Source organism: Mesorhizobium sp. WSM4809, assembly GCF_055811655.1.
Genome location: NZ_JBVVQW010000001.1, coordinates 815145 through 841045 on the forward strand (window position 1 = coordinate 815145; position 25901 = coordinate 841045).

Here is a 25901-nt window from a genome sequence, read left to right on the forward strand (position 1 = left end):
TTGGGGATGGCCCGTCGCACCCATAATGCCTGACCCGGATGATGGTTCCGTGACTGTGTCACTTTTTTAAGAAATATTTGACGCCACGCGTTGCGGGCCGGCCATGCGTTGCGAGCGGGCCCTCAGCCAATCCCGCCCCGCATGGGCGAACACCGCGCACAACACGATGATGCCGCCGATCATGCTGGCGGCTGGTGCAATCTCGCCCAGGAACAGGAAGGCAAACAGGATCGCGAACGGCACTTCGGCCGAGCCGAGCAGCCCGGATTCGGCCGGCGGGATGAGCCGCGCGCCCTCCGTCCACAGGATCGAGGATAACGCAAAGGACGCGCCGAACGTGGCGAGCAGAACGGCATCCCTTGGCGAAACCGCCAGCGGATCGGTGACGAACCAGCCGAGCAGGAACAGCAGGAACGCCGAAACCGCGCCGGCCCACACCACCGGCGTGTCGCGGAACGCGCGCACCATGATCATGTAGAGGCCGCTGCCGATAGTCATCAGCAGTGCCAGTCCGTCGCCGAACAGATTGCCACTGCCGAAGCCGGACCAGACCATGATCGCCACGCCGCACAGCGACACGGCGGCGGCGACCATCGTCTGCAACCGGAAGGGTTCGCGCGTCAGAACCCAAGCCAGCAGCGCGGTGACGAAAGGTGCTGTGGCATAGATGACCGCGACATTGGCGACGAAGGTGAACTTGAACGCCGAGATGAAGGCGATGCTGGCCAGAGCTCCCTCTACCGCCAGCAGCCAGCCGCGCCAGCCAAGCCGCAGCGTTTCGCGGTTACCGGAACGGTGACGCCGCCACAGCACATAGAAGCTGATCAGGATGGCGCCGACAAAGCCGCGCCAGCAGATGATGGTCAACGGGTCGGCATGGATCGACTTTGTCAGAACACCGGTCAGGCCGAAAACGGCAGCTGAGGACGACACCAGGATGATGCCGAGTGTGCGCTCTGCGGCGGTGTCGGTGGCGGCTGCAATGTCAGTCATGCAACCAGCCTACGCCGCTTGGTCCTGACATCGTAGTGTCAGCAATGATGGTGATCCACATCATAGGCGTTTGCGAAAATGCTCGGTGCCGACGATCAACAGGCCGGCGGCGACGATCAGCGCAGCGCCCAGGAACACCTCGCGGCGCGGCACGTCGCCCCAGATCGCAAAGCCGAGTGCGAATGCCCACAACAGCGAGGTGTATTCCAGCGGCGCGATGACCGAAGCCGGTGTGCGCTTCATGCCTTCGAACAGAAGATATTGTGCCAGGCCGCCGAGTGCGCCGACGCTGGCAAGCAGCAGCAACTGGGTCCAATCGGGTGTCTGCCACCAGAGCAATGCCGGCACCGCCGAAAACAGCAGGAAATAGAAATTGTTGAGCAGGAGCTGGATCATCGAGCGCTCGGCAAGGGCGGTCTTGCGCAAGAGCACGATGGCGATGCCCCACAAGAAGGCCGCCGCCAGCACCAGCAGCACCGGCACGGACAGGCCCAGATGGGTCGGATCGCAAGCGACGAACACGCCGGCAAAGCCGATCAGCACCGCCAGCCAGCGCAGCATCGGCACCTTTTCGCCGAGCAGGAACACTGAAAGCACTGTGACGATGATCGGGGCCGCATAATAGACGGTGGTCAGCTCGGCGAGCTGCAGGCTGCGCGCGGCGTTGTAGTAACACAGCCACGCAGCAAGCGTGAAGGCACTGCGCACCAGCATCGGCCGCACGATCGGCGAGCGCATCGTGTCGGCAAACAACTGTCGTCCGCCGATCGCCGCGCACGCGCCCAGAATGGCAATGCTGCGGAAGAACATGATCTGCCAGACGCTCATGCCGACGACCAACAGCTTGATCGAGGCATCCTGTGTCGAAAACAGCAAATAGGCCGCACCGGTCAGCAGGATGCCTGCAAGCACCCGCTCGCGTGTTTCGAGAATGGCGATATCGGCCATAAGGCGCGTGGGACCAAATTTCCGGAGCGGCAGAATGCTGTGAGGAGCGACACGAGGAGCTGTGAATTCAGTTCCCTCGGCACCAAGCTATAAGGGCGAAAATCGCTGCGGCGCTACGCCAGCCCGGTGGTTATGTTGGGGCAGGGGGCCATGCCGAGCTGCACTGTCGCCAAGCCTACTGCGTCGCCTGGTAAAGCTCCGAAGCGGCTTCTTTCAGCGCGCGTCGGCCGTCGGGCCTGAAATACATCATGTGCCCGCCCTCGACGACATCGAGACGGATAGGCTTGGCATCGGCGAGCGATGGGATCTGGTTCACCAGGTAGCGCGAGGCGAGGTAAGGCGTGACCAGGTCGGTGTAGCCGTTGACGAGCACGACACCAAGCGAAGGGTTCAGTGAGCGTGCGCGCTGCAGATCGTCCATCACTCCGGCATAGCCTTGCCGCGAGGCGCTGGTCCCGTAATCCCATTTGTGGCTGATTTCGCCATTGAGCAGCCGATAGCTGACATCGGTGCGGAAATTCAATTCGTCACGGATGTAGCCGACGAAAGCCGACGTCAGCGCCGGCACGCTGCGGTCGAGCACCGGATCCGGGCCGGCGATGCGGGCGCTCTCAGGCGCGATATCGGCTGTGCCGATCGTGGCGTCATAGGGGCTGAGCACCTTGCCGCTGGCACGGGTGAACTCCCTTGCGAACAGGCCGGTGGGGATGCGAGCGGAGTTCCGTTGCACCAAATCGAGTGGCAGGCCGGTGATCTCAGCGACGCGCTGGCTCGCCAGCCGCCTGCCTTGCTCCAGTCCGCTGGTGATTGCCGTGAGGTAATCGCCCATCGCATAGTGTTCGACTTCGGCCAACTTCTCCCGCAATGCATCGCCGCTGACGCCTTCGGTGCGTAGCCGCACCGCCGCCAGGGAAGGCAGTTCGAGCGCCCAATGCAGCGGCTCGAATTCGTCGGGCTGCACCAGCGTGAACTCCAGCGCCGGCGAGATCAGCACGATGCCGCTCGGACTGATGCCGATATCTTCCTGCAATGTCCTGGCGAGCAGCGCCGCGCGGAACCCGCCATAGCTTTCGCCGGCGAGGAACAGCGGCGACCCGGTGCGGCCGTTCTGCGCGAGATAGAGCCGGATGAAGGCGCCAATCGAGCTGGCATCCTGGTTGACGCCCCAGAAATCGCGCGTGTCCTGCCCCGGTGCCTCGCGGCTGTAGCCGGTCCCCACCGGATCGACGAAGACGAGATCCGTCATGTCGAGCCAGCTGTCCGGATTGTCGATCAGTCTTTGCGGTGAGGGCAGGAGTTCGCCATCGGCTCCCGTCGCGATTATCCGTGGACCGAGTGCGCCGATATGCAGATAGGCGGACGCTGCTCCAGGGCCGCCATTGAACACGAAAGTGATCGGCCGCTGCGGGTCTTTGGCCACGCTCGCCGGCGGCTCCAGCGTGTAGGCGACATAGAAGATCTCCGCCGTGACGTCGCCGATGCCCGACAGCAGCGACAGGGTCGCTGCCTTTGCCTGGTAATCCAGCTTGCGCCCGGCCAGTGTGATCGAATGGTTGGTGGTCTGCGGCGGCGGCAGCAGGGACAGCACACCGCCCGCAGGTGCCGGCCGCTCCGCCGTTTCAGCCAGGACGGGCTGCGCCAGGACGGCGAGCATCGGCAGGATAAGACAGATCAGTTTCAGCTTGACCGGCATGATGGCTCCGCGACAACGACTCCCGCATAGGTATGGCCGAGAGGATCGAAGTCAAAGGAAATGGCTGTCTTGAACCTGCAACGGCTTGCGCTAATGTGAGCCGGAATGCAGTCGAACATCTCTCTCGATCGGTTTGGACACTGGAGCGGTGGTGTCGCCGCCGCGGCCATGGCTGCAACGCCCGAAGAATTGTCCGCTCGCTTCACAGCGGCGGCGAGCGGACTGCTTGGCTCCGACCGCGCCTATGTCGGCTTTTACCGTCGCGACATCACATCCCTGACCATCGACGATGCCGGCCCCGATCGCTGGAACCGCGACTACGATGCACGACTGTATCGCCAGGATCCCTTCTTCCAGAGGTTCGCCAGCACAAGACAGGATTTCCTGTTGCCGCTGTCGGCACTCCGCAATGGCGACTTCCAGCGTACCCCCTACTATCGCGAATTCTTCGGCCCTTCCGACAGTTTCGACGAGATCACCGGCGTGTTCAATCTCGACGGGCTGACCGCTGGCTATGTCACCTTCCTGCGGCGAAACGGGGCACCAGCCTTTGGCGATCAGGATCTGGAGATGGCTTGCGCGGCAAGCAGCGCGACAAGGCTCATTCTGCAAAGATTGCTTCATCTGTGCCGCTCCCGGGACAAGGGCGCCGCAATCGGTGACGGACGCTCGCGGCTGAGCAGGCGCGAGGCCGAGGTTGCGCGGCATCTGGTCGAGGGTGGCAACGCCAAGACGATTTCGCGAAGCCTCGCCGTCTCGCCCGGCACCGTCCGCAACCACATCAAGCAGATCTACCGCAAGCTCGGCGTGCACTCCCAGGTCGAGCTGCTGGCGGCCTTCCGCGAAGTCGCTTGAGCCTGACGGCTTCCGCCAGCTCTATTGCCCCGTCACGATGCGCGTCCACATGCGGTTTTGTGATCGCAGCAGCTTTGGGTCGTTGTTGTCGACCACGAACAGCTTGGCCTTCACGGCATCAGGCGGAAAGACGCCGGGATCGCTGGCTATCGCCTTGTCCATCAGCGGCAGGGATTCCGGTATCGCATTGGCATAGGAGACATAGCTGGAATTGGCCGCGGCGATATCGGGCCGCAGATTGAAGTTGATCCAGGCCTGGGCGTTGTCGGGATGCGGCGCATCTTTCGGCACCACCATCGTATCGAAGTTGATGAGCGTGCCTTCTCTGGGGATGGAATAGGCGATCTTCAGCTTCTTCACGGATTCCGCCGCACGGGTTCTTGCCTGAAGTATGTCGCCCGACCAGCCCAACACCACGCAGATGTCGCCGTTGGCGAGGTCGTTGATGTATTTCGACGAATGGAAATAGCGGATGTAGGGCCGCACCTTGCCCATCAGGTCCTCGACCTTGGCGAGGTCGTCGGGACTGGTCGATTTGGGGTCGATGTGAAGATAGTTCATCGCCATCGGGATGACTTCAGCCGGCGCATCGATCATGGCCACGCCGCAATCGGAGAGCTTCTTGACCACGTCCACGTCGAAGACCATGGCGAAGGAATCCGTCGGCGCGTCCGGCAGCCTCTGCTTCACCGCGGCGACGTTGTAGCCAATGCCGTCGGTGACAGCCATATAGGGCACGGCATGAAGGTTCTGCGGGTCGGCGCCTGCGATCAGCGCCAGGGCCTGCGGATCGATCTTCGAATGGTTGGCAAGCTTCGATTTGTCGAGTTCCAGGAACGCCCCCGCCTTCACCTGGTTCTTCAGGAACGGATAGGCTGAGGGGTAGACCACGTCATATCCCGAGCCGCCGGTGAGCAGCTTGGTTTCAAGTACTTCGTTGCCGTCATAGACATCGTAGCGAACCTTGATGCCCGTTTCCTTCTCGAATTTCTCGGCGGTGTCCGGCGCGATGTAGTCGGACCAGTTGTAGACGTTGACGATCTTTTCCTCGTCAGCCGAAGCCGCATTTGCGCAGACGCCGCAGGCAAGCAGGGTTGAGAAGATCAGAGCGCGCATAAATGTCCTCCGTTTTCGCTATCTGTTTTCGGCATGCGTCGTCCCTCAGCGTCGCTGCGGGGCATAGACCGGCAAGGTGATGCAGGCGACATTGCCGCCACCCAGCAGGATCTCGCGTGAGTTTTCGATGCCGACTATCTTGTGGTCGGGAAACAGCTCGGCCAGCGTCTGCTTGGCCTTCACATCGAGATCGCAGCCGAACTGCGGTACCACCACGACGCTGTTGCCCGGATAGTAGTTGATGTAGCTCGCCGCGATCCGGTTTCCGGCCGGTCGCGCCCAGGTCGAATCCAGCCGGTCCACGCTCTCGCTTTCTTCCGGCGTCATCTCGATCGGCAGGGGATGCGGCAGCCGGTGGATCTCCAGTGCGCGGCCACGCGCATCACGGGCCGAACGCAGCACCTCTTCGGCTTCTCGCACAATCTCGTATTGCGGGTCCTCCCGATTGTCGGTCCAGCTCAGCACGACCACGCCGGGACGCACGAAGCAGCAGATGTCATCGACATGGCCGTCGGTTTCGTCGAAGGCAAGGCCACGCGGCAGCCAGATGACGGTGTCGACGCCGAGATAGTCACCAAGCTGGCGTTCCACCTCGGCCTTGCCGAGATGAGCGTTGCGATTTCGGTTGAGCAGGCATTGCTCCGTCGTGATGAGGGTGCCCTGGCCGTCGCATTGCAACCCGCCGCCCTCGGCGATCAGCGGTGCGCGGTAGCGATCCATGTTCTCGATTTCGAGCACTTTTTGCGCTGCCAGATCATCGAGGTCCCATGGCGCGTAGAGGCCGCCGTCAAAACCGCCATAGGCGTTGAAGATCCAATCGACGCCACGCACGCCGCCTTGATCGTTGACGACGAAATTGGGACCGCTGTCGCGCAGCCAAGAATCGTTGGTGGACATCTCCACGACACGCACATGGCCGGGCAATCGCGCTCGGGCATTCTGCCACTGGCGAGCGGAGGCCGCCACCGTCACTGGCTCGCTTTGCGCGATCGCCGCGGCGACATCCACGAACAGCTTTTGCGCGGGCTTGGCGCCGAGGCGCCAGGTGTCCGGCCGCTCCGGCCAGATCAGCCAGCAGCCTGACTTTGGTTCGAATTCGCCGGGCGCGCGAAACCCATCCTGTTTCGGCCTTGTCGAGAGGGTACGGGGCATCTTGGGACCGCCGGGAAATGGAGTGATGACTTGCCCGGATCAGACGTTTTTGGGACCTTGTCCGTCAATGTCCCATTTGGGATATCGGTGTTGACCGCTGTCTCCTGTTGCGGAACGGCATTGCCTTGCCACGGTGATCGGCGCAAATCTCGACCGGACGGCGTATGCCGGTGACGCAAGCAGTCGACGAAAGGGGAAAAGCGGATGGATGCGACCGAACTGAAGGCCATGCAGGCGCCGCTGAAGCAGGCCTACCGTGACGATGCTTCGCAGGCTCTGATCACGCTTCGCGCCAAGGGCTCGATCGATGACCAGTCGGTTGCCTGCAAGGTGGAGACGGGCAGGGCGCTCGCCATCGCCGGCTTGCATCCGGCAACAGGCGGCTCAGGGCTTGAACTCTGCTCGGGCGACATGCTGCTGGAGGCGTTGGTCGCCTGCGCCGGGGTGACGCTCAAGGCGGTGGCGACGGCGCTCGAGTTCAAGCTCGGCGCCGCCACGGTGGAGGCCGAAGGCGATCTCGATTTTCGCGGCACGCTCGGTGTCGCCAAGGATGCACCGGTCGGCTTTCGCGCCATCCGGCTCAATTTCAACCTCGACACCGCTGAGCCGCAGGAGCGGGTAGACTCGCTGCTGAAGCTGACCGAGCGTTATTGCGTGGTGTTCCAGACCATCAGCCAGAAGCCGGAGCTGACGGTGAGCGCACGCCGCTGATGCTTACTGCGCCGACGGTTCTTCGGCGTCGCCCTCGTCAGTGAAGGGCGAGGCGCTCGGCACGCATTGCACCGACCAGCCGGCCGGTGTCGGCTGCTTCTGATATTCGGTGATGGCGGCGGTGCACTGTTCGCGTTTGTCGAAGGTGCTGGGCAGCACGACCATGCCGCCTTGCGGGCCGGCGATTACCAGATACCAGACCAACGCTGCTGCGGTCGTAGCCATGGGGATTTCCTTGTTCTGCCAGTTGGGCGCTGTTGTGGGAGTCGCTGTGACCCTACCAACTCCATGGAAATGACGAAAGCCTGACCGCCGCACAGCTTCCCGCCGTCACATCACAGCCGCGTGATGTGACGGGGGTTTCCAGCCCGATTTCGAAGCGCAATCGGCTCAGTTGGTGGCAAAACAATAGAACAAGCCATCGCCCCCGGTGCCCTTGAGCGCCTCCTGGCTGCAGCCGCCGCGCGAGGCGTGCGAGGAATTCCAGGATTTGGCCGCTGCCGAATCGTCGAGACCGGCGCGGTCATGATGGCCCATCATCGCGGCGCCTTCCGCCCCGCTCATCGTCCAGTTGCCGCAGGTCTGGTCGGCGATCTTGGTGCCGTCGGGCTTGGAGCCGGTCAGCACGTCGTGGCGGTTGGGCGTGTCGCCGCGGCCGTTGACCGCTTCGCCTTTCTCGTTGAGCGCTGTCTGTTTGGTGATGCCGTTGGCATCGCTGTGCAACGAGGCGACATCGTCGGCGATCTTGACGCCCTTGGCGTTCACCCACGGCCCCTTGCCGATGCGGTCACGGGCGTCGGTGTCGCTGGTCGACAGATAGGCGGCCCAACTTTTGCCGGTGACGCCGGCGGCTTCCGCCAACGACGCGCAATGCGCGTCGGCGCCCTTGAGGCCGCCGAGGTCGGCACCCTTGCCGGAACCGACACTGGTGACGAAGAAGCTCATCTTGGCATCTTGCGAGTAAGCGGCGCCCGCGGCTGCGATCAGGGTGGCGGCGGTGGCGAGAAGCAGTTTACGCATGTCGGTCCTCCGGTTGGTCTTCGACGGGTTACATCAGAAGAAACGTTGCCGGAGGCCTGTTTAATCCCTACGCATGTCGCCTAAAAGTATGCAGCGGTTCTTGGGAAACCGACATGCGGCAAAAAGGCTCTAGTTTTATTCCGGCTGGCGATAGGCGACGAACCGATTGTGCTTGGCTTGGAAGATCAATCCGGTCTCTTTCAGGTCCGGGCTGGCCAGCGGCACGATGCGTTTGGCGATCTCGGAGGGATGCGGCAACGTCTCGGGATCTTCGCCCGGCACTGCCTGGGCACGCATGGCGGTGCGGGTGGCGCCAGGGTCGGCGGCATTGACCCGGAGCGGCAGGCTCTGCGTCTCATGCGCCCAGGAGCGCATCATCGTCTCCACCGCGGCCTTGGAAGCCGCGTAGGGTGCCCAGAAGGCGCGCGCCGAGTGCGCTGCGTTGGAGGACAGGATGATCGCTCGTCCAGCATCGGAGAGCCGCAGCAGGGGGTCGACGGAGCGGATCAGCCGCCAGGTCGAGGTGACGTTGATGGTCATCACCTTCTCGAAGGTTTTTGCTTCGACATGACCGATCGGCGAGATGACGCCGAGCACGCCGGCATTGGCGACGAGAATGTCGAGCTTGCCCCAGCGTTCGTGGATGGCGCCGCCCAGGCGGTCGATACCGGCCATGTCGGCGAGGTCGAGCGGCACCAGTGTCGCCTGGCCGCCGGCCGCCTTGATCTGGTCGTCGAGCTCTTCCAGTCCTCCGACAGTGCGCGCCACCGCAATGACATGCGCGCCGGCGGCAGCCAATTCCTTGGCAATGAAATAGCCGATACCGCGCGAGGCGCCGGTGACGACCGCAACGCGGTCGGAAAGGTCGAGGGTCATGCGATGGATTCCGGGAATTTGACTAACGCTGATGGCGGTCCGGCCTACGTCCCGCTCGTCGCCAGCAGCGACAGCGTGCGCACATTGTCGTGGCCTTCGAAGTCGAGCAGGCGGGTTGGATACTGGCCGGTGAAGCAGGCATCGCAGAATTGCGGCTGGTCGTTATCGCGGCTGGCCTCGCCGACCGCGCGGTAGAGCCCGTCAATGGTGAGGAAGCCGAGCGAATCGACGCGAATGAACTCGGCCATCTCCTCGATCGACATGCGCGATGCCAGGAGCTTCGATTTCTCCGGCGTGTCGACACCGTAGAAACAGGAGGCGCGTGTCGGCGGTGAGGCGATGCGCATATGCACCTCCTTGGCGCCGGCGTCGCGCACCATCTGCACGATCTTCTGGCTGGTGGTGCCGCGCACGATGCTGTCGTCGACCAGCACCACGCGCTTGCCCTCGATCATGCGGCGGTTGGCATTGTGCTTCAGTTTGACGCCCATGTGGCGGATCGAATCGCCCGGCTGAATGAAGGTGCGGCCGACATAATGATTGCGGATGATGCCGAGTTCGAAGGGAATGCCTGCAGCCTGGCTGAAGCCGATCGCCGCCGGCGTGCCCGAATCCGGCACCGGCACGACGATGTCCGCCTCGACCGGGCTTTCAACCGCCAGCTCGGCGCCGATGCGCTTGCGCACCTCATAGACGTTACGGCCTTCCACCGAGGAATCCGGCCGCGCGAAATAGACATATTCGAAGATGCAGAAGCGGGTCTTCTGCGGCTCGAAGGGGAACAGGCTCTCGATGCCCTTGGAGGTGACGACGACCATCTCGCCGGGCTTCAGGTCGCGAACGAAACGCGCGCCGATGATGTCGAGCGCGCAGGTTTCGGAGGCCAGGATCCAGGCGCCGTCGAGATCGCCGAGCACCAGCGGCCGGATGCCGAGCGGATCGCGGCAACCGATCATCTTCTTGGCCGTCATCGCCACCAGCGAGAAAGCGCCCTCGACCTGCCGCACCGCATCGATGAAACGCGAGTTGAGGTCGCGCTCCTTGCTGGTGGCGACGAGGTGCAAAAGCGTCTCGGTATCGGAGGTGGAGGAGAAGATCGCGCCTTGCTTCTGCAGCGCGCGCTGCACGGTCATGGCGTTGGTCAGATTGCCGTTGTGGGCGACGGCGAAGCCGCCATCGGCCAATTCGGCGAAAAAGGGCTGGATGTTGCGCATGCCGGCGCCGCCAGTCGTGGCGTAGCGGGTATGGCCGATGGCGCGGTTGCCTTGCAGGCTGTCGATGACGCGCTGCTTGGTGAAGGTGTCGCCGATCAGGCCGACATGGCGTTCGACATGGAACTGGCTGCCGTCGTAAGAAACGATGCCTGCCGCTTCCTGGCCACGATGCTGCAGCGCATGCAGGCCCAGTGTGACGATGGCTGCCGCGTCCTGCCGGCCGAAAATGCCGAACACACCGCATTCGTCGTGGAAATGGTCGTCGGCCTCGGCGGAAAGCACGTCGTCTGCGTCTGCCATCTTAAGCTCCGCTAAAATCGCCATATAATGCGGGTTCGCGCCGAAAGCAACGCGGGCCGTGCGGTCGTTCACACCATCGTCAGATCCTGACGTCGTTTTCGGCGTCAGTTTGCCGGTGCCGCCGGTGCCGGAGCGTTGTTGGCCGGTGGTGTTGCGTCATTGTCGTCAGGCGCCGGCGTGTTGGCATCGTCGCCGCCTGCCGGAGCATCCGCCGCCGGTGCGTCCGGAGCAGCTGGTGTCTCGGCGGCCGGTTGATTCGGATTGAGTTTCTTGAGAATGGCGTTTTCCGGATCCTCGGGCAGCAGGCTTTCGAGCTTGGCGCCGATCTGCTCGAGCAGCGGTCGCGACTTGGCCTCCGTGACCCAGGTCGGTGCCTTGGCGCCAGCCAGCCAGTTGAAGAACAGCAGGGCGACGGCGACGACCAGGATGCCGCGCGCGGCGCCGTAGAGGAAACCCAGCGTACGGTCGAGCGCGCCGATCCGCGAATCGATGATCCAGTCGGCCAGCTTCATGGTGATGACCGAGACGACGATCAGCGCGATGATGAAGACGACGCCGGCGGCGGCGGCCATGGCGATCTTTTCATTCTCGATGTAGGGCGCGAGGTAAGGCACAACCGGCTTGTAGAAGAAGAACGCCGCCGCTGCCGCCGCTGCCCAGGAGACGACGGACAGGACTTCACGCGAAAAGCCGCGAACCATGGCGAGCATCGCCGAGACCAGAGTGAAGCCGACGAGAATTCCGTCAAGCAGCGTAATCGGCATGTCTTTCGCCCCACTCCATGAGCCGCATTATAGCGCGGAACATCGGGCTCTGGGTCCGATGCTCTAATCTTCTTCGTCCACGCGGCTTCGGCGTGAGCCGGCTATGCGTGCCACGAGGTCGGCAAGCTCGGTCGGCTGGAAAGAACCGGCCCCGATCCCCCCGGCCAGTTCCCCGCTGCCCGAGGGCAGAACCGCGCTTCCAAAACCCAGCTTTTCGGCTTCCTTGAGGCGCTGTTGCGCATGCGCAACCGGCCTCACGGCGCCCGAAAGGCTGATTTCGCCGAAATAGACGCAATCGGCGGGAAGGGCAAGACCGGTGAGCGAGGAAACCAGGGCGGCCGCCACTGCCAGATCGGCCGCGGGCTCCGAAATCCGGTAGCCTCCGGCGACATTGAGATAGACATCGTGGCTGCCGAATCGCACGCCGCAATGGGCTTCGAGAACCGCCAGGATCATCGACAGCCGGGCGCCGTCCCAGCCGACGACGGCGCGGCGCGGCGTGCCGAGCGAGGAGGGTGCGACCAGTGCCTGGATCTCGACCAGCACCGGCCTTGTCCCCTCCATGCCGGCGAAAACCGCGGCCCCGGGCGATTTTGCATGGCGCTCGCCAAGGAAAAGCTCGGACGGATTGGCAACCTCGCGCAGGCCCTTGTCCGACATTTCGAAGACGCCGATCTCGTCGGTCGGGCCAAAACGGTTCTTCACCGTGCGCAGGATGCGGTAATGGTGGCCGCCTTCGCCTTCGAAGTAGAGCACGGCGTCGACCATATGCTCGACGACACGCGGCCCGGCGATCTGGCCTTCCTTGGTGACATGGCCGACCAGCACGATCGCAGCACCCGTGGATTTCGCATAACGGATCATCGCCTGGGCGGCGGCGCGCACCTGTGTGACGGTGCCCGGTGCCGAATCGGCAAGGTCGGTCCACAGCGTCTGGATAGAATCCAGGATGACGAGATCAGGCCGCTTGCCGTCGGCGATCGTCGCCAGGATGTCCTCGACATTGGTCTCGGCGGCAAGTTCCACCGGAGAAGAGGCGACGCCAAGCCGCTGCGCCCGCAGCCTGATCTGCGCGACCGCCTCTTCGCCCGAGACATAGACGATGCGGTGGCCTTTTGATGCTAGCGCCGCGGCCGCCTGGGTGAGCAGCGTCGACTTGCCGATACCAGGATCGCCGCCGACCAGCAGCGCCGAGCCGCGCACGAAACCACCGCCGGTGGCGCGATCGAGTTCGCCGATGCCCGAAATGATGCGCGGCGCGTCCTCGATATCGCCGGACAGCGTGGTCAGCACCACCGCGCGGCCCTTGCGGGCATTGCGCGTGTTGGCTGGTCCTGAGCCGATGCCGCCGGACGTGCCTTCCTCGACCAGCGTGTTCCACTCGCCGCAGGCATCGCATTTGCCGGCCCAGCGCTGATGCACCGATCCGCAGCTCTGGCAGATGAATTGGACGCGCGACTTTGCCATCAGCGGGATGCTGCTTGAAAATGGTCTGGGCGAGGTTGGCTGGGGTAGGTCAAAAAGCTACTCGAACCTTTCCGGCAGATGATGCTCCTCGGCGAGGTCGGAGAAGCGGGTGAACTCGCCCTGGAAGGCAAGGCTGACGGTGCCGGTCGGTCCGTGGCGCTGCTTGGCGATGATCACTTCGGCCTTGCCCTGGACTTCGATCATCTTCGCCTCCCAGGCGAGATGCTCGGGCGTGCCTTTCTCCGGCTCCTTGTTCTTGATGTAGTATTCCTCGCGATACACGAACAGCACCACGTCGGCGTCCTGCTCGATCGAACCCGATTCGCGCAGATCGGACAGCTGGGGATGTTTGTCGTCGCGGCTTTCGACTTGGCGCGAGAGCTGCGAGAGGGCGATGATCGGCACGCCCAACTCCTTGCCGAGTGCCTTCAATCCGGTGGTGATCTCGGTGATTTCCTGGACGCGGTTCTGCGACGCCTTGGCGGACGAGCCCTGCATCAGCTGGATATAGTCTATGACCATCAGGTCAAGCCCGCGCTGACGCTTGAGGCGGCGGGCGCGCGCCGCAAGCTGGGCGATCGAGATACCGCCCGTCTGGTCGATATAGAGCGGCCGCTTGTGGTTCTCCTGCGTGTAGGCAACGAGCTTGCCGAAATCGGCCTCCGTCAGATCGCCGCGCCGGATTTTCGACGATGGGATCTCGGTCTGCTCGGAGATGATGCGGGTGGCCAGCTGCTCCGACGACATTTCGAGCGAGAAGAAACCGACGACGCCGCCATTGGCCGCTTTGACGGAGCCGTCGGCCTGCTGGGCAGGCTCATAGGCGGCGGCGATGTTGTAGGCGATGTTGGTGGCCAGCGACGTCTTGCCCATGCCTGGGCGGCCGGCGATGATGATCAAATCCGAAGGCTGCAGGCCACCCATGCGATGGTCGAGATCGCGCAGGCCGGTGGCAATGCCGGACAGGTGGCCATCGCGCATATAGGCCGCACTGGCCATGTCGACGGCGTTCTTCAACGCATCGGAAAAACTCTCGAAACCGCCATCATAGCGGCCGTTTTCGGCCAGCTCGAACAGCCGCCGCTCGGCATCCTCGATCTGTTCGCCGGGCGCCATATCGACCGGCGCGTCATAGGCGATGTTGACCATGTCCTCGCCGACGGTGATCAGAGCGCGGCGCGTCGCAAGGTCATAGATGGCGCGGCCATAATCGGTGGCGTTGACGACGGTCACGGCCTCCACCGCCAGCCGCACGACATATTGCGCCATCGTCATGTCGCCGACCTTCTCGTCGGCGGGCAGGAAGGTTTTCAGCGTGATCGGCGTCGCCACCTTGCCCATACGAATGAACTCGGACGCCACCTCGAAGATCTTGCGGTGCAGCGGCTCGTAGAAATGGCTGGCCTTGAGGAAGTCCGAGACGCGATAGAAGGCGTCGTTGTTGACGAGGATGGCGCCGAGCAGCGCTTGCTCGGCCTCGATGTTGTTGGGCGCTTCACGATAAAGCGGTGTTTCCGCCACGCCGAATTTTCGCGCTGCTTCTGCCATGATATCCCCGATTTCGATCCCGGCCTTTCGATATCAGAACGTGACAAGTCCATGCTGACTTATCTGCACCAGTGCCTGTCCAATCAGCTTTGATACCCGCGATTCACAGCCGAGTTTTTTCGGTGGAAAGAATCACAATTGACTCGAATCGAAAGAACGATTGTAGCGCATCTATAGGGAGAACAAAACGAGAAAACAAGCGCTGGGTTCCTGTGCCGCCACTCCGTTCAAAGCTGATCGAGTCGCCCCTCGATGAACCGGCGTTCCGCCGGTTGCCGGGTTAGTTCCAGCGCCCGCTGGTAGGAGGCCTTTGCCGCTTCGGTCAAGCCAAGCCTGCGCTGCATGTCTGCTCGCGCCGCGTGCGCCAGATGGTAGCCGTCCAGCCCGCCTTGTGCCATGACCGCCTCGATTGCCGCCAGTCCGGCCTGCGGGCCGTCGCGCATGCCTATGGCCGCGGCGCGGTTGAGTGTCACGACCGGTGAGGGGTCGACGCGGCCGAGCACATCGTAAAGCGCGACGATCTGTACCCAGTCGGTCTCCGCCGTGCCTGCCGCCTCGGCGTGGACGGAAGCAATGGCCGCCTGCAGGATATACGGTCCGATGCGGCGCGAGGCGATCGCCCGACCGATCAGGCCGTCGGCCTCGGCGATCAGCGAACGGTCCCACAGCGTGCGGTCCTGATCCTCCAGCAGGACAAGGTCGCCGCTGGCATTGACCCGCGTCGCGCGCCGCGCCTCGTGCAGCAGCATCAGGGCAAGCAGCCCTTGCGCCTCCGGCTGGTCGAGCAGTTCGACCATCAGCCGGCCGAGCCGGATCGCCTCGGCGCACAGATCGGCCCGCGTCAGGTTCGGCCCCTCGGTTGCCGCGTAACCCTCGTTGAAGATCAGGTAGATCACCTGCAGCGCACTCTCGAGACGCGCCGGCAGGTCGTCGCGGTCGGGCACCTCGTAAGGGATCGCCTCGTCCCGGATCTTCGCCTTGGCCCGCACGATGCGTTGCGCAATGGTCGGTGCAGGCGTCAGATAGGCGCGGGCGATCTCTTCTGTGGTCAAACCACCCACTTCGCGCAGGGTCAGGGCGATGCGTGCATCCGGCGCCAGCGCCGGATGGCAGCAGACGAAGATGAGCCGCAATTCATCGTCCTGGATGTCTTCCGGCATGGCCGGCTCCCGTGTCGGCTCGGCCAGCGCCGTGAGTTCGGGCAGAGCCCCGGCCAGCCGTGCTTCCCGGCGCCAGCGGTCGATGGTCCTGAAGCGGCCGGCCGAGACCAGCCAGGAATAGGGGTTGGCCGGCACACCCTGGCGCGGCCATTGCTCGGCGGCAGCAGTGAAGGCCTCATGCAAGGCCTCCTCCGCCGCGTCGAAACCGCCGAGCAGGCGGATCAAGGTCGCCAGCACGCGCCGCGCCTCGGTGCGGTAGGCCGCCTCCAGGGCATCGCGGGGGCTGGTGGTGCTCACAGGACCGGCGGCGGCTGGCTGAAGTCGACGACCGGGCGAACTTCGACAAAGCCGATCGTTGCCAGTGGATGGCCGCTCGCCACTCGCACCGCCTCGTTGAGATCGCGGGCCTCGATGACGATGATGCCGCCCAGGATCTCCTTGGTCTCCATGAACGGGCCGTCGACGGTCGACATCTTGCCGTCGCGGACCTGCACGGTCATTGCCTCCTCGGGCAGCACCAGGGCCTCGGCGGTTACGAAGTGGCCGCTGGCTTTGAGCACCTCGTCATATCCGGAGCACTCGGCCAGCACGGCATTGGCCTCCGGGCTGCCGCCAAACAATGTTTTGGGGTGGTAATAGATGAGACAGGCGTAACGCATGGTGGGTTTCCTTTTCCAGGATTGTCGAAAACTAGGGTTCTTGGGATCAGGCGTCGAGGATCGGCGCAAAGCCACCATGGACCCGCCGCTGGTTGTCGTAGGGCATGGTGTCGGCATACATGCGCGGATCGGCAATCACCTTTTTCCAGGCGCCGTCGCGCACCTGCTTCGACGGCCATTCGACCCAGGCATAGACGACGACCTCGTCGCCCGTCGCTTTCACGGCGCCACGGTAGTCGGTGACCTCGCCGTCGGGAACATCGTCGCCCCACGCTTCGACAACGCGGGTTGCGCCGTGTTCCTTGATCACCGCGGCCTGCTTCGTCGCTACGGCAAGGTAGGCCTGCTTGTTGGCGGCCGGCACCGGCACCAGCGAGCCATCGATATAGCCCGTCTTGCCGGTCGTGTTCAGGTCGATGAAGGGCGTGAAGCCACCGATGATCATGCGCTTGCCGTCAAAGGGCATGGAAGCGCCGATCTCCGCCATGCGCGGGTCGCTCATCATCGTCTGATAGGCCGCGTCCGCCGCCGCCTTGTCCGCGTATTCGTGCCATGAAAAGGTGATGACTTCATCCGGCTTTGCCTTCACGGCTCCCTTGAAGTCGGTGATCTTGCCGCCGGGCACGTCGTCGCCCCATCCTTCGACCATGCGGGTGGTGCCGAACTCCTTCAGCACCGATGCCACCTCGGCGACATGCCTGCGGTAAGCTTCCTTGTTGGCGGCGGGCACCGCGGCGACAAATCCTGCGATATAGCTCATTGCGTTTCTCCTATTGGCTGATGCCGTTTGACACTCTTGGCGTCTCGAAAGGTCCGAGAACGCCAATGGTCGAACGGCACGGCCTGGATTCGACATCGCTTCGAAATTTTTCTTCGAGGCGGTCGCAAACGCTGCTGCTGTCTATTCGGAAGCCAGCCTGTCGCCCCAGTCCAGCCGCCGGGCCAGCTTGAAGTCGGCGCCGTCGCGCTTGGTGAACAAGCGCTCGGCGGCGGTGCCGTCGTCCCGGCAAAGTTTGAGCAGAACCTTGCCGGAACCGGATTTCGGCGGCGCAACAACCCGCGCCTGGTGTGATGTGAGTCCGTCGCGAGAAGCCGCGACATAGATGAATTTCTCATCTTCCCACGGCACGTCGGCGTCCTTGGCCAGCCGGTGCAGGCGCGAGCGGGCGACGCGCCGGGAAAAGTGGCACCAATCGGGCGGGGCGAGCGGGCAGGGCGCCTGATGCGGGCAAGGCGCGAGCACATGCGCGCCCGCCTCGATCAACTGCCGGCGCACGGCAAGGATGCGCTGCCAGCCGGCGGGGGTGCCCGGCTCGACCACAAGCAGCGTGTCGGCGGTGAGTTGCCAGAGGCGGTCGATGAGCTTCGGCAGTGATGCGGGAGCGATTTCATCGAGCACATAGGCGCACGTGACCAGATCGGCCGGCTCGATGTCGGCAAGGTCGATGGTGGCATCACCGGCCAGCCATCTGGTCTGGGCGACAATTGTGTCGCCGGCAAGCGTCTCGCCGACTTTGCGCACTGCCGCACTGGCTTCGAACAACACTGCCTGTTCGAGATCGGGCCACAGGTCGGTCGTGGCCCAAAGCACCGTGCCAGGGCCGGCGCCGACATCGAGCAGGCTCCTGGGTTGAAAGCCGGGCTTTGCGTCGCTCAGCGCGTCGAGGCTGGCGCGGATCGCGGCATAGGTCGCCGGCAGCCGCGTCGCCAAATAGGCTTTCACGGCCAGATCCTCGGCCATGTGCAAACGGCCGTCGCGCAACTCGGCACGGTAACGGTCGGACAGCGTTTTTGCCGCTTGCTTGATTACCGCCAGCGGAACGTTTTCGAGCAGGCGCTCGACACCTTGGCGAAGGGAGGCCGGCAACTCCATCTCACGCGCCCCGCGGAACGAGAAGGATCACCGAAGCGCCGGCAATGCAGAGCGCGGCACCGGCAAGATCCCAGCGGTCGGGGCGAACGCCCTCCACCAGCCACAGCCAGCCAAGCGACGCCGCGATGTAGATGCCGCCATAGGCGGCGTAGGCGCGGCCGGCGGCTGACATGTCCACCAGCGCCAGCAGGAAGCCGAACAGGGCAAGCGAGGCGAGGCCGGGAAGAAGCCAAAGCGGCGACTTTTCGAGCCGCCACCAGGCCCAGAATGAAAAGCAGCCGGCGATCTCGGCCAGAGCGGCGGCGGCATAGAGGACGTAGGTCATGAAAAAGGTCCCGCGACGGTCACGGGACCTTTTTCAGTGCAGGCGCCGGCAATGGCAAGCGGCAATGCTATTCCTGGTCGGCAACCTTGCGGCGGCGAGCCGGCTTGGCGGCCGGGCTCTTTTTGACGGGAGCCGTTTCACGATGCCCCATGTCGCGCATCTCAAGCGCTTTTTCGCATTTGGCCATGTAGTCGCGTGTCATCGGCAGCGTGTCGTTCTTCTTGGCGATCTGGATCTGGAAGATCACCAGATCCTGCCAGCGGAAGGCAGCTTCCGAGGCCGCCAGGTAGAATTCCCACATGCGGCAGAAACGCTCGTCATAGATCGCCTTGGCCTTGTCGCGATTGGCTGCGAAGCGCTCGCCCCAGTGCTTCAGCGTATCGGCATAGTGGAGCCGCAGGATCTCGACGTCGGTGACGACCAGGCCCGACTTCTCGATCGCCGGCATGACTTCCGAGAGCGACGGGATGTAGCCGCCCGGGAAGATGTATTTGCGGATGAAGGCGCTGGTCGCCCACGGTACGCCGGAACGGCCGATCGTGTGCAACAGCATCACGCCATCGGGCTTGAGCAGCGTCGCGCTCTTGTCGAAGAACGTACGGTAGTGGTTGACGCCGACATGCTCGAACATACCGACCGAGACGATGCGGTCGAAACGCTCGTTGAGTTCGCGGTAGTCCTTCAGCTCGAAATGCACGCGGCTTTCCAGCCCTTGCGCGTGCGCCCGGTCGGTGGCTACGCCATGCTGCTCGGTCGACAGAGTCACGCCCTGCACGTCGACGTCGAACGCCTTGGCGAGGTAGAGGCCAAGCCCGCCCCAGCCGGAGCCGATGTCGAGCACCGTCTGGCCGGCCTTCAGCCGGAGCTTGGCGGCGATGTGGCGTTTCTTGGCGGCCTGCGCTTCGTCGAGCGTCATGTCCGGCTGCTCGAAATAGGCGCAGGAATATTGCATGTCCTCGTCGAGGAAGAGCCGGTAGAGGTCGCCCGACAAATCGTAGTGTCGCTGCACGTTGCGCCGCGAGCGCGAGGCGGTGTTGATCTGCTGCAGCCGGCGGAAGGCGTGGCGCAAGCCTTCGATTGCCTTCGACCAGGTGGCGTCGATGCCGCCGCTGCCCATGTTCTGGAAGGCGATGCGCATCACGCCCAGCACGCCGCCTTCGAGAATGTCGAGTTCGCCGTCCATGTAGGCTTCAGGCACCGCCAACATCGGATCGAAGGTGATGGCGCGCTCGGCATGCGCGGTCTTGATGTGCATGTGCACCGGTTCGCCGCTGCCGTCGCCGAAAACCACAGCCGAGCCCTTGGGACCGGTCACCTTGAGATTGCCGGTACGCACCAGGCGGTCGAGAACGCGCTTCAACATGATATTCATGACCAAATGTCCCCTCTCGGCCAGACAGGCTGCCTTGGCGCGTGACCGCGAAAATCAGTGTCGATTTCCCCGAAGATCTTGCGCCGAACCAAAGTTGCACAGCGTGCTTTGCGCGGCCAAAGGACGCGCGACGCCATAGTCTGCAACAATATATAGGGGTTCGAAAAGTTCCATTTGGCACAAAAATGCCCGGGCGAGAGGCCCGGGCATTGGTCCAGCATGGCTGAATGACGGCAAAGTGATCGAAGCACGCTTCAATCGAGATCGGAGCGCAGCTTCAACCTCTTTGCGATGTGTGATCAGGCGTTGTCTTCGTCGCCCTCGAACTCGGTGTTCGGATCGAAGAAGTTCTCCGGCCGGGCATTGTCGTTGATGTCGTCGCCATAGATGGCTTCGGCGGTGGTCAGTGTCTCGCCCTTGGCCTGGCGCTCGGCTTCGTCGGCCGTGCGGGCGATGTTGAGCGTGACGGTGACCTCGACTTCCGGATGCAGCGCGATCGCCACATTGGTGACACCGATGGTCTTGATCGGCTGGTTGAGCAGGATCTGGTTACGATTGATCGAGAAACCTTCCGCCGTCAGCAGATCGGCGATGTCGCGGGTCGAAACGGAACCGTAAAGCTGTCCGGTTTCGCCGGCGGAGCGAACGGCGATGAAGCTCTTGCCGTCGAGCTTTTCGGCGACCTGGGCCGCTTCCGATTTGCGCTCGAGGTTGCGGGCTTCGAGCTGGGCGCGCTGGCCTTCGAACTTCTTCTTGTTGGCTTCGTTGGCGCGCAGCGCCTTACCCTGCGGCAGCAGGAAGTTACGGGCGAAGCCGTCCTTGACCTTGACGGTATCGCCCATCTGGCCGAGGCGGGAAACGCGTTCGAGAAGAATGACGTCCATGGTTTTGTTCCTTCGGTTGGGCGCCAATCGATCGATGAGATCGACGCCGAATGTCTTGGGAACAGGTCAGGAAGCTTGAGCGCCTTTGGCGCTGGTGTCGCTGTCCTGCCTGTTGCGGCAGTTAGAGGTTTTGACCTCAACCCGGGATTTGATGTTCGGCCCTGCGGCGCCCGTCGCCGTGGGAGAAGAGCGGGCGGCGAACCGCCCGCATTTGAGATATTAGCGAACCACGTAGGGCAGCAGGCCGAGGAAGCGGGCGCGCTTGATCGCCTTGGCGAGTTCGCGCTGCTTCTTCTGGCTGACGGCGGTGATGCGCGACGGCACGATCTTGCCGCGCTCAGAAATGTAGCGCTGCAGCAGACGCACGTCCTTGTAGTCGATCTTGGGCGCGTTGGCGCCGGAGAACGGGCAGGTCTTGCGGCGGCGATGGAACGGGCGCCGGGTCGGGATCTGATTGATGTCGACCATTATTCTGCACCCCCTTCAAAGCCTTCGCGCGGACGGCGCGGACCACGATCGGCACCGGCGTCGCCGAACGAGCGCGGCGGACGATCGCCACGGTCGCCGCGATCACGATCGCCGAACGAACGCGGACCACGATCGCCACGGTCACGGTCGCCGAAGCCGCCGCGTTCCGAGCGCTCTTCGCGCTTCTGCATCATGGCCGACGGGCCTTCCTCATGCGCCTCGACCTTGATGGTCAGGAAACGCAGCACGTCCTCGGACAGGCCCATCTGGCGCTCCATCTCGTTGAGCGCGGCCGCCGGGCAATTCAGGTCCATCAGCGTGTAGTAAGCCTTCCGGTTCTTGTTGACCCGGTAGGTGAGGGACTTCAGTCCCCAGTTCTCGACCCGGCCGACGGACCCGCCATTAGCGGAGATGACACCCTTGTACTGTTCGACAAGCGCATCGACCTGCTGCTGCGAGAGGTCCTGCCGGGCAAGAAACACATGTTCGTAAAGAGCCATTATGTCCTATGCCTTTCTTCGTTTCTCTCCCGGTTCCCGGCGGCAAAAGCCTCTGCAACTTCTCTGACCCGCAAACCCTCGAAGGGGCAGGGGGAAGAAAGGAGCATGACGAGACGGTCGAGAGCGGAGACACGGGAGGCGGAAGCACTTCCGGCTTCACACGAAGGTTCTGAAAAACCTCCGGCCCTCCGTTCAGCCCCCAGCAAGGACCGGCAGATTGCGGGCGTCTATACAGCAATCCGGCCGCAAAGCAAGCGCAAGCGGCATTCCCGTGTGTCTTAGCCGATGATCGGGGAGCAGCAACGGTCGGAGTTGTGGTTTCCGGCAACCACGTCTTAACCACACCAGCAGGTTGTGTGGAGTTGAAGCCTGGCCATCAACGGTCGATTCATCATCGCCGTGGAAGACGCCCGGCATCAGCAAGATCGTGCTGTTGCTCACCGACGGCGAGAACGTCGTCTATGGCGCCAGCCAACAGCCGACGAAATCTGACTACACATCATATGGTTATCTGGCCGGCGGCCGTTTCGGATCGGATAACCAGACGACGGCGGCACGCAATGTCGACGGCTGGACCAAAAACGTCTGCACGCAATTGAAGAACGAGGGCGTGCAAATCTACACCATGGTGCTGCAATCCGACACCGCAGCCAACCGCGCGCTTTACAGCGCCTGCGCTTCTGATCCGAGCGGCTATTATGCAGTCAACGATCCGACCAAATTGCCGGACGTTTTCCAGCAGATCGCCAACAAGTTCTCGAAGCTGCAATTGACGAACTGAACGCGCGATCCGGGACGGACTGGCCGGCTCCTGAGGGATCGTTGGGCTCAACTCGTATGGGCGACAACCTTGTCCTTGTCGACCGTTTCGGGGAAGAAGTCGGGCGCCGCGTGGCGTTTGCCGAACATCATATCATACTGAAGCAGGCGGAAATCGCGGATCGCCGGATCGATCTCCTTCTGCCGCGCCCAATCGGGCGTGGCTTCGCCAGCCGGCGTCAGCAGAAGATTGCGGTCGACGACACGGTAGCGTTCGCTCATCTCGCCCAGGAAGCCGGTGTAGTATGGATGGCTGATCCCGGCCGTTTTCAGGATATGATAGGGCAGGAAGGCTGGGCTGACGGCACCCATCTGCTCAGCCGGCCCGGTGCGGTTCGACCAGATGACCAGCGGCGTCTCGTGATGCTCGAGAGCAGCCTCGGGCGACGCTTCCTTGCGCGGCGCGACATTGTCCTTGAGGAAGCCGGTTTCGACATAGACCGGCCCCAGCGGCGGCAGATGGTCGCCGAAGAAGGCGATTACGGTGGGGCGGGAGCGTTTCTTGGCCCATTCGACGAGGCGTTCGAGGCCGCGATCGGCATCGGCTGAGCCCTCGGCGTAGCTGAGTAGCGATTCGCGCGCCCACTGGCTGATCGGCGCCTGCACCCTATGCGTGGGATTGTAATAGCGGTTCGGCTCGTAGGGACCGTGGTTTTGCAGGCTGACCGCAAAGAAGAACACCGGCTCGTCGCTGGCGTCGGCCTCGCTGATGATCTCGTCGGTCATCGCCGCATCCGATGCCAGTGGCCCGCGCTTTTGCATTGGCGGCAGCGTCTCTTCCGACTTGAAATCGTTGAAGCCGAAATCGGCATAGACCGCGCCACGGTTCCAGAACCAGTTGGTGCCGGGATGGATGGCGCGCGCCCGGTAACCCTGGCTCTTCAGGAAGGTCGCGAGCGAAGGCGTCGGCGTGCGCACATATTGCTGATAGGGGATGCTGCCTGCCGGCAGGAACGCGTTGGAGAAGCCGGTCAGCGCCTCGAACTCGATATTGGCGGTCATGCCGCCGAACTCCGGCGAGAACATCGAGCCCGAGCGCAGCGCCCGCACATTGGGGATTGGATCTGGCGTGATGGTGACGCCAGGCAACTTGGTCGGATCCCAGAAGGATTCGCTCATGACGATGATGATGTCCGGCTTCTCGGCCGGCACCGAGGCGGTCACATCAGGCCTAGCTATCGCTGCGATCGCCTTGTCGGAATAGCCCGGCGGCGCCGAGACATGCGCCATCGGCACGTTGAGGGCAAAGGCCAGCGCAAAGCCGTTGGAGGCATAGTTTTCCTTCTGGTCCCACATGATCGGGATGATCTGCAGCCGATCCCTGGTCCAGGAGAAGGTAGCGTAGTCCATGATCGAAACGAAGAAGGCGAGTAGCGGCACTGCCAGCGTCAGCCGCGCAAGGCGCCCCTTGCGGCTGAGTGCGGGAACCTTGCGGCGCCATAGCCGCCAGCCGTAGACGAGCAGCGACAGGCCGGCGACGATGCCGACGACCATGGCAAGCGCGGTCATCGGCCGTTCGCGTACCAAAAGCGGCAGCAGCGCGAAGATCTGGCGGGCATAGAGGAAATCGGTCGGATAGAGCGGATCGCCGAGATAGTGCGACTTCTGGTGACCGACGAAAGCAAGCGACAAGGTCAGCGGCGCGACGATCATCAGGCTCTGGTGGCTGCGGCCGAGCACCGCATCGAAGCCGATCAGGAGCAGCGCAAACACGACGATGGTGGTCCAGCCCGGCTTGAACGGCTGCAGGAAGAAGGAGATGGTTCCGGCAAAGTCGCCGCGCACGATCAGTTCGATGGCAAACACCAGGATAGCGGCGATCGCCAGGCTGATCAGCCCATAGCGCACGACCGGCCATCTCCTGCCCGGCAGATAGCCGGTGGAGGGGTCGTCTTCCAGGAACTGTGGCGCGGCCTTGCCGGTGCGTTTGTAACTCTTTGCCACTTTAACTTCCCCACCCAGCGACAAGCACGTCACTCGATTGTCATGGAATTGTCACGCAAAGCTAGCGCCTGTAACGGAAATAAGAAGAGCCAGCAAACGAATCGTGAGCGGTTTTCATCAGGAGTGATCGCCAAAAACCCTTTCGCAACAGGCACTCGGCGGACGAGGCTGCCCTCGGGCAGGGTCGAACCGGGCTTGACTTGGCGCCCCGCCATGCGTCACAGGCAAGAAAAACCCGTCTTCAGGCAAGCAAAACCAGCCCTTGGGAGCCCTCGCATGGCCGTTGCATTCACCTTTCCCGGACAAGGCAGCCAGGCGGTCGGCATGGGCAAGGATCTCGCCGACGCCTTCCCCGAAGCGCGCAGGGTCTTCCAGGAAGTCGACGATGCGCTCGGCGAAAACCTGTCGAAGCTGATCTGGGAAGGGCCGGAAGAGACGTTGACGCTGACCGCCAACGCGCAGCCGGCGCTGATGGCGGTGTCGCTGGCCGCGATCCGGGCGCTGGAATCGCGCGGCTTCTCGCTGAAAGGCAAGATCGCCTATGTCGCCGGTCATTCGCTGGGCGAATATTCGGCGTTGGCCGCTGCCGGCTTCGTTTCGGTTGCCGATGCCGCCCGGTTGCTGCGCATACGCGGCAATGCCATGCAGGCGGCGGTGCCGGCCGGCGAGGGCGCCATGGCGGCGATCATCGGATTGGAACAGGTCGATGTCGAAGCCGCTTGCGCGGAAGCCGCCAAAGGCTCTGTCTGCCAGATCGCCAACGACAATGGCGGTGGCCAACTGGTCATCTCCGGCGCCAAGGCCGCGGTCGAACTGGCCGCGAAACTGTGCACCGAGAAAGGCGCCAAACGCGCGCTGATGCTGCAGGTGTCCGCGCCCTTCCATTCCGCGCTGATGGCGCCGGCCGCGAACGTCATGCGCGAAGCCCTGGCCGGCGTGGCAAAGAACGCGCCGGTGGTTCCCGTCCTCTCCAATGTCACGGTCAGCCCGACCAGCGATCCGGACGAGATCGCCCGCCGCCTGGTCGAACAGATAACCGGCCGCGTGCGTTGGCGCGAGACGGTGGAATGGTTCGGCGCAAACGGCGTCACCACACTTTACGAGATCGGCGCCGGCAAGGTGCTTTCAGGATTGGCGCGGCGCATCAACCGCGATGTCGCCACCGCGTCGGTCGGCACCTCGGCTGACGTCGAGGCGGCCATGGCGGCGCTTGCATAAAGCGTCATTTGATCCCATCCCT

General features: G+C 63.4%; 26 protein-coding genes. 4 read left to right on the plus strand and 22 right to left on the minus strand.

The features are described 5' to 3' along the window. Window positions 1-66 precede the first annotated feature (66 nt). From AC0L24_RS03660 to AC0L24_RS03670, 3 genes are all read right to left on the minus strand, one after another. On the minus strand, window positions 67-993 hold the full coding sequence (locus AC0L24_RS03660; RefSeq protein WP_127810865.1) for a DMT family transporter: 927 nt from the start codon (window positions 991-993) through the stop codon (window positions 67-69). Between the two features lie 60 nt (window positions 994-1053). Further along, window positions 1054-1941, minus strand: coding sequence for a DMT family transporter (locus AC0L24_RS03665; protein WP_127399117.1), 888 nt, complete (start codon window positions 1939-1941; stop codon window positions 1054-1056). 175 nt (window positions 1942-2116) lie between these two features. Continuing rightward, window positions 2117-3634, minus strand: a complete 1518-nt coding sequence (locus tag AC0L24_RS03670; RefSeq protein ID WP_473563426.1) for a S10 family peptidase — start codon at window positions 3632-3634, stop codon at window positions 2117-2119. 105 nt (window positions 3635-3739) lie between these two features. Here AC0L24_RS03670 and AC0L24_RS03675 point away from each other — a divergent pair, with 105 nt between their 5' ends. After that, the gene (locus AC0L24_RS03675; protein ID WP_127810863.1) at window positions 3740-4489 is read left to right on the plus strand and encodes a helix-turn-helix transcriptional regulator; all 750 of its coding nucleotides are present in this window, start codon (window positions 3740-3742) and stop codon (window positions 4487-4489) included. A 21-nt stretch (window positions 4490-4510) separates the two neighbouring features. On the opposite strand, the gene AC0L24_RS03680 is transcribed toward AC0L24_RS03675, so the two are convergent. After that, on the minus strand, window positions 4511-5605 hold the full coding sequence (locus tag AC0L24_RS03680; RefSeq protein ID WP_473563428.1) for a polyamine ABC transporter substrate-binding protein: 1095 nt from the start codon (window positions 5603-5605) through the stop codon (window positions 4511-4513). 45 nt (window positions 5606-5650) lie between these two features. Then, window positions 5651-6757: an agmatine deiminase gene (gene aguA, locus AC0L24_RS03685; RefSeq protein WP_127810862.1), complete on the minus strand. Its 1107-nt coding sequence runs from the start codon at window positions 6755-6757 to the stop codon at window positions 5651-5653. Window positions 6758-6961: 204 nt separating this feature from the next. Here aguA and AC0L24_RS03690 point away from each other — a divergent pair, with 204 nt between their 5' ends. Further along, window positions 6962-7468, plus strand: a complete 507-nt coding sequence (locus AC0L24_RS03690; RefSeq protein ID WP_127269953.1) for an OsmC family protein — start codon at window positions 6962-6964, stop codon at window positions 7466-7468. A 3-nt stretch (window positions 7469-7471) separates the two neighbouring features. Here the strand turns inward: AC0L24_RS03690 and AC0L24_RS03695 are convergent, their stop codons facing one another. The 16 genes from AC0L24_RS03695 to rpsF form a co-directional block, all read right to left on the minus strand. After that, on the minus strand, window positions 7472-7693 hold the full coding sequence (locus AC0L24_RS03695) for a hypothetical protein (RefSeq protein ID WP_013532531.1): 222 nt from the start codon (window positions 7691-7693) through the stop codon (window positions 7472-7474). A 165-nt stretch (window positions 7694-7858) separates the two neighbouring features. After that, window positions 7859-8488 carry a hypothetical protein gene (locus tag AC0L24_RS03700; RefSeq protein WP_127267854.1) on the minus strand — a complete coding sequence of 210 codons (630 nt, stop codon included), beginning with the start codon at window positions 8486-8488 and terminating at the stop codon, window positions 7859-7861. A gap of 135 nt (window positions 8489-8623) precedes the next feature. After that, a complete protein-coding gene (locus AC0L24_RS03705) occupies window positions 8624-9364 on the minus strand; it encodes an SDR family NAD(P)-dependent oxidoreductase (protein WP_127397307.1) in 741 nt (246 codons plus the stop codon). 44 nt (window positions 9365-9408) lie between these two features. Beyond that, complete coding sequence (gene purF / locus AC0L24_RS03710) at window positions 9409-10878, minus strand: amidophosphoribosyltransferase (RefSeq protein WP_013532528.1); 1470 nt, start codon at window positions 10876-10878, stop codon at window positions 9409-9411. Between the two features lie 104 nt (window positions 10879-10982). Continuing rightward, window positions 10983-11642, minus strand: a complete 660-nt coding sequence (locus tag AC0L24_RS03715) for a CvpA family protein (RefSeq protein ID WP_127397308.1) — start codon at window positions 11640-11642, stop codon at window positions 10983-10985. A gap of 63 nt (window positions 11643-11705) precedes the next feature. Further along, entirely contained in the window at window positions 11706-13109 is a 1404-nt protein-coding gene (gene radA, locus AC0L24_RS03720) for a DNA repair protein RadA (protein ID WP_013532526.1), read from the minus strand. 57 nt (window positions 13110-13166) lie between these two features. Then, window positions 13167-14657 (minus strand): replicative DNA helicase, encoded by a 1491-nt coding sequence (locus tag AC0L24_RS03725; RefSeq protein ID WP_127267851.1) that lies wholly within the window; start codon window positions 14655-14657, stop codon window positions 13167-13169. 227 nt (window positions 14658-14884) lie between these two features. Next, a complete protein-coding gene (locus AC0L24_RS03730) occupies window positions 14885-16114 on the minus strand; it encodes an RNA polymerase sigma factor (RefSeq protein ID WP_473563429.1) in 1230 nt (409 codons plus the stop codon). Further along, a complete protein-coding gene (locus tag AC0L24_RS03735; RefSeq protein ID WP_027037981.1) occupies window positions 16111-16476 on the minus strand; it encodes a YciI family protein in 366 nt (121 codons plus the stop codon). The genes AC0L24_RS03730 and AC0L24_RS03735 overlap by 4 nt, the downstream gene beginning before the upstream one ends. Before the next feature lie 46 nt (window positions 16477-16522). After that, window positions 16523-17236 carry a DUF1428 domain-containing protein gene (locus AC0L24_RS03740; RefSeq protein ID WP_127397726.1) on the minus strand — a complete coding sequence of 238 codons (714 nt, stop codon included), beginning with the start codon at window positions 17234-17236 and terminating at the stop codon, window positions 16523-16525. A 141-nt stretch (window positions 17237-17377) separates the two neighbouring features. Then, window positions 17378-18349 (minus strand): small ribosomal subunit Rsm22 family protein, encoded by a 972-nt coding sequence (locus AC0L24_RS03745; protein WP_473563430.1) that lies wholly within the window; start codon window positions 18347-18349, stop codon window positions 17378-17380. A gap of 1 nt (window position 18350) precedes the next feature. Next, the gene (locus AC0L24_RS03750; protein WP_127272490.1) at window positions 18351-18674 is read right to left on the minus strand and encodes a YnfA family protein; all 324 of its coding nucleotides are present in this window, start codon (window positions 18672-18674) and stop codon (window positions 18351-18353) included. Between the two features lie 67 nt (window positions 18675-18741). Beyond that, a complete protein-coding gene (locus AC0L24_RS03755) occupies window positions 18742-20046 on the minus strand; it encodes a class I SAM-dependent methyltransferase (RefSeq protein WP_473563431.1) in 1305 nt (434 codons plus the stop codon). Window positions 20047-20345: 299 nt separating this feature from the next. Next, window positions 20346-20930 (minus strand): 50S ribosomal protein L9, encoded by a 585-nt coding sequence (gene rplI / locus AC0L24_RS03760; RefSeq protein WP_013532521.1) that lies wholly within the window; start codon window positions 20928-20930, stop codon window positions 20346-20348. 219 nt (window positions 20931-21149) lie between these two features. Then, window positions 21150-21398 (minus strand): 30S ribosomal protein S18, encoded by a 249-nt coding sequence (gene rpsR / locus AC0L24_RS03765; protein ID WP_006203718.1) that lies wholly within the window; start codon window positions 21396-21398, stop codon window positions 21150-21152. Next, on the minus strand, window positions 21398-21898 hold the full coding sequence (gene rpsF, locus AC0L24_RS03770; protein WP_013532520.1) for a 30S ribosomal protein S6: 501 nt from the start codon (window positions 21896-21898) through the stop codon (window positions 21398-21400). Before rpsF ends, rpsR begins: the two co-directional genes overlap by 1 nt. Before the next feature lie 427 nt (window positions 21899-22325). On the opposite strand from rpsF, the gene AC0L24_RS03775 reads away from it, so the two are divergent. Continuing rightward, window positions 22326-22679: a hypothetical protein gene (locus AC0L24_RS03775; RefSeq protein ID WP_245481752.1), complete on the plus strand. Its 354-nt coding sequence runs from the start codon at window positions 22326-22328 to the stop codon at window positions 22677-22679. A gap of 47 nt (window positions 22680-22726) precedes the next feature. Here the strand turns inward: AC0L24_RS03775 and AC0L24_RS03780 are convergent, their stop codons facing one another. Next, window positions 22727-24685, minus strand: a complete 1959-nt coding sequence (locus AC0L24_RS03780) for an LTA synthase family protein (RefSeq protein WP_127396012.1) — start codon at window positions 24683-24685, stop codon at window positions 22727-22729. Window positions 24686-24937: 252 nt separating this feature from the next. On the opposite strand from AC0L24_RS03780, the gene fabD reads away from it, so the two are divergent. Further along, on the plus strand, window positions 24938-25879 hold the full coding sequence (fabD, locus tag AC0L24_RS03785) for an ACP S-malonyltransferase (protein WP_127810852.1): 942 nt from the start codon (window positions 24938-24940) through the stop codon (window positions 25877-25879). Window positions 25880-25901: the final 22 nt, after the last annotated feature.

Excerpts from the sequence above, each read along its gene's own strand:
- AC0L24_RS03745 (WP_473563430.1), bottom strand. The coding sequence starts at position 18,349 with ATGGAGTTGCCGGCCTCCCTTCGCCAAGGTGTCGAGCGCCTGCTCGAA.
- AC0L24_RS03725 (WP_127267851.1), bottom strand. The coding sequence starts at position 14,657 with ATGGCAGAAGCAGCGCGAAAATTCGGCGTGGCGGAAACACCGCTTTAT.
- AC0L24_RS03665 (WP_127399117.1), bottom strand. The coding sequence starts at position 1,941 with ATGGCCGATATCGCCATTCTCGAAACACGCGAGCGGGTGCTTGCAGGC.
- AC0L24_RS03715 (WP_127397308.1), bottom strand. The coding sequence starts at position 11,642 with ATGCCGATTACGCTGCTTGACGGAATTCTCGTCGGCTTCACTCTGGTC.
- AC0L24_RS03740 (WP_127397726.1), bottom strand. The coding sequence starts at position 17,236 with ATGAGCTATATCGCAGGATTTGTCGCCGCGGTGCCCGCCGCCAACAAG.
- AC0L24_RS03735 (WP_027037981.1), bottom strand. The coding sequence starts at position 16,476 with ATGCGTTACGCCTGTCTCATCTATTACCACCCCAAAACATTGTTTGGC.
- AC0L24_RS03700 (WP_127267854.1), bottom strand. The coding sequence starts at position 8,488 with ATGCGTAAACTGCTTCTCGCCACCGCCGCCACCCTGATCGCAGCCGCG.
- AC0L24_RS03695 (WP_013532531.1), bottom strand. The coding sequence starts at position 7,693 with ATGGCTACGACCGCAGCAGCGTTGGTCTGGTATCTGGTAATCGCCGGC.
- radA (WP_013532526.1), bottom strand. The coding sequence starts at position 13,109 with ATGGCAAAGTCGCGCGTCCAATTCATCTGCCAGAGCTGCGGATCGGTG.
- rplI (WP_013532521.1), bottom strand. The coding sequence starts at position 20,930 with ATGGACGTCATTCTTCTCGAACGCGTTTCCCGCCTCGGCCAGATGGGC.
- AC0L24_RS03755 (WP_473563431.1), bottom strand. The coding sequence starts at position 20,046 with ATGAATATCATGTTGAAGCGCGTTCTCGACCGCCTGGTGCGTACCGGC.
- AC0L24_RS03660 (WP_127810865.1), bottom strand. The coding sequence starts at position 993 with ATGACTGACATTGCAGCCGCCACCGACACCGCCGCAGAGCGCACACTC.
- aguA (WP_127810862.1), bottom strand. The coding sequence starts at position 6,757 with ATGCCCCGTACCCTCTCGACAAGGCCGAAACAGGATGGGTTTCGCGCG.
- AC0L24_RS03675 (WP_127810863.1), top strand. The coding sequence starts at position 3,740 with ATGCAGTCGAACATCTCTCTCGATCGGTTTGGACACTGGAGCGGTGGT.
- purF (WP_013532528.1), bottom strand. The coding sequence starts at position 10,878 with ATGGCAGACGCAGACGACGTGCTTTCCGCCGAGGCCGACGACCATTTC.
- AC0L24_RS03750 (WP_127272490.1), bottom strand. The coding sequence starts at position 18,674 with ATGACCTACGTCCTCTATGCCGCCGCCGCTCTGGCCGAGATCGCCGGC.
- rpsF (WP_013532520.1), bottom strand. The coding sequence starts at position 21,898 with ATGGCTCTTTACGAACATGTGTTTCTTGCCCGGCAGGACCTCTCGCAG.
- AC0L24_RS03690 (WP_127269953.1), top strand. The coding sequence starts at position 6,962 with ATGGATGCGACCGAACTGAAGGCCATGCAGGCGCCGCTGAAGCAGGCC.
- AC0L24_RS03670 (WP_473563426.1), bottom strand. The coding sequence starts at position 3,634 with ATGCCGGTCAAGCTGAAACTGATCTGTCTTATCCTGCCGATGCTCGCC.
- fabD (WP_127810852.1), top strand. The coding sequence starts at position 24,938 with ATGGCCGTTGCATTCACCTTTCCCGGACAAGGCAGCCAGGCGGTCGGC.
- rpsR (WP_006203718.1), bottom strand. The coding sequence starts at position 21,398 with ATGGTCGACATCAATCAGATCCCGACCCGGCGCCCGTTCCATCGCCGC.
- AC0L24_RS03705 (WP_127397307.1), bottom strand. The coding sequence starts at position 9,364 with ATGACCCTCGACCTTTCCGACCGCGTTGCGGTCGTCACCGGCGCCTCG.
- AC0L24_RS03680 (WP_473563428.1), bottom strand. The coding sequence starts at position 5,605 with ATGCGCGCTCTGATCTTCTCAACCCTGCTTGCCTGCGGCGTCTGCGCA.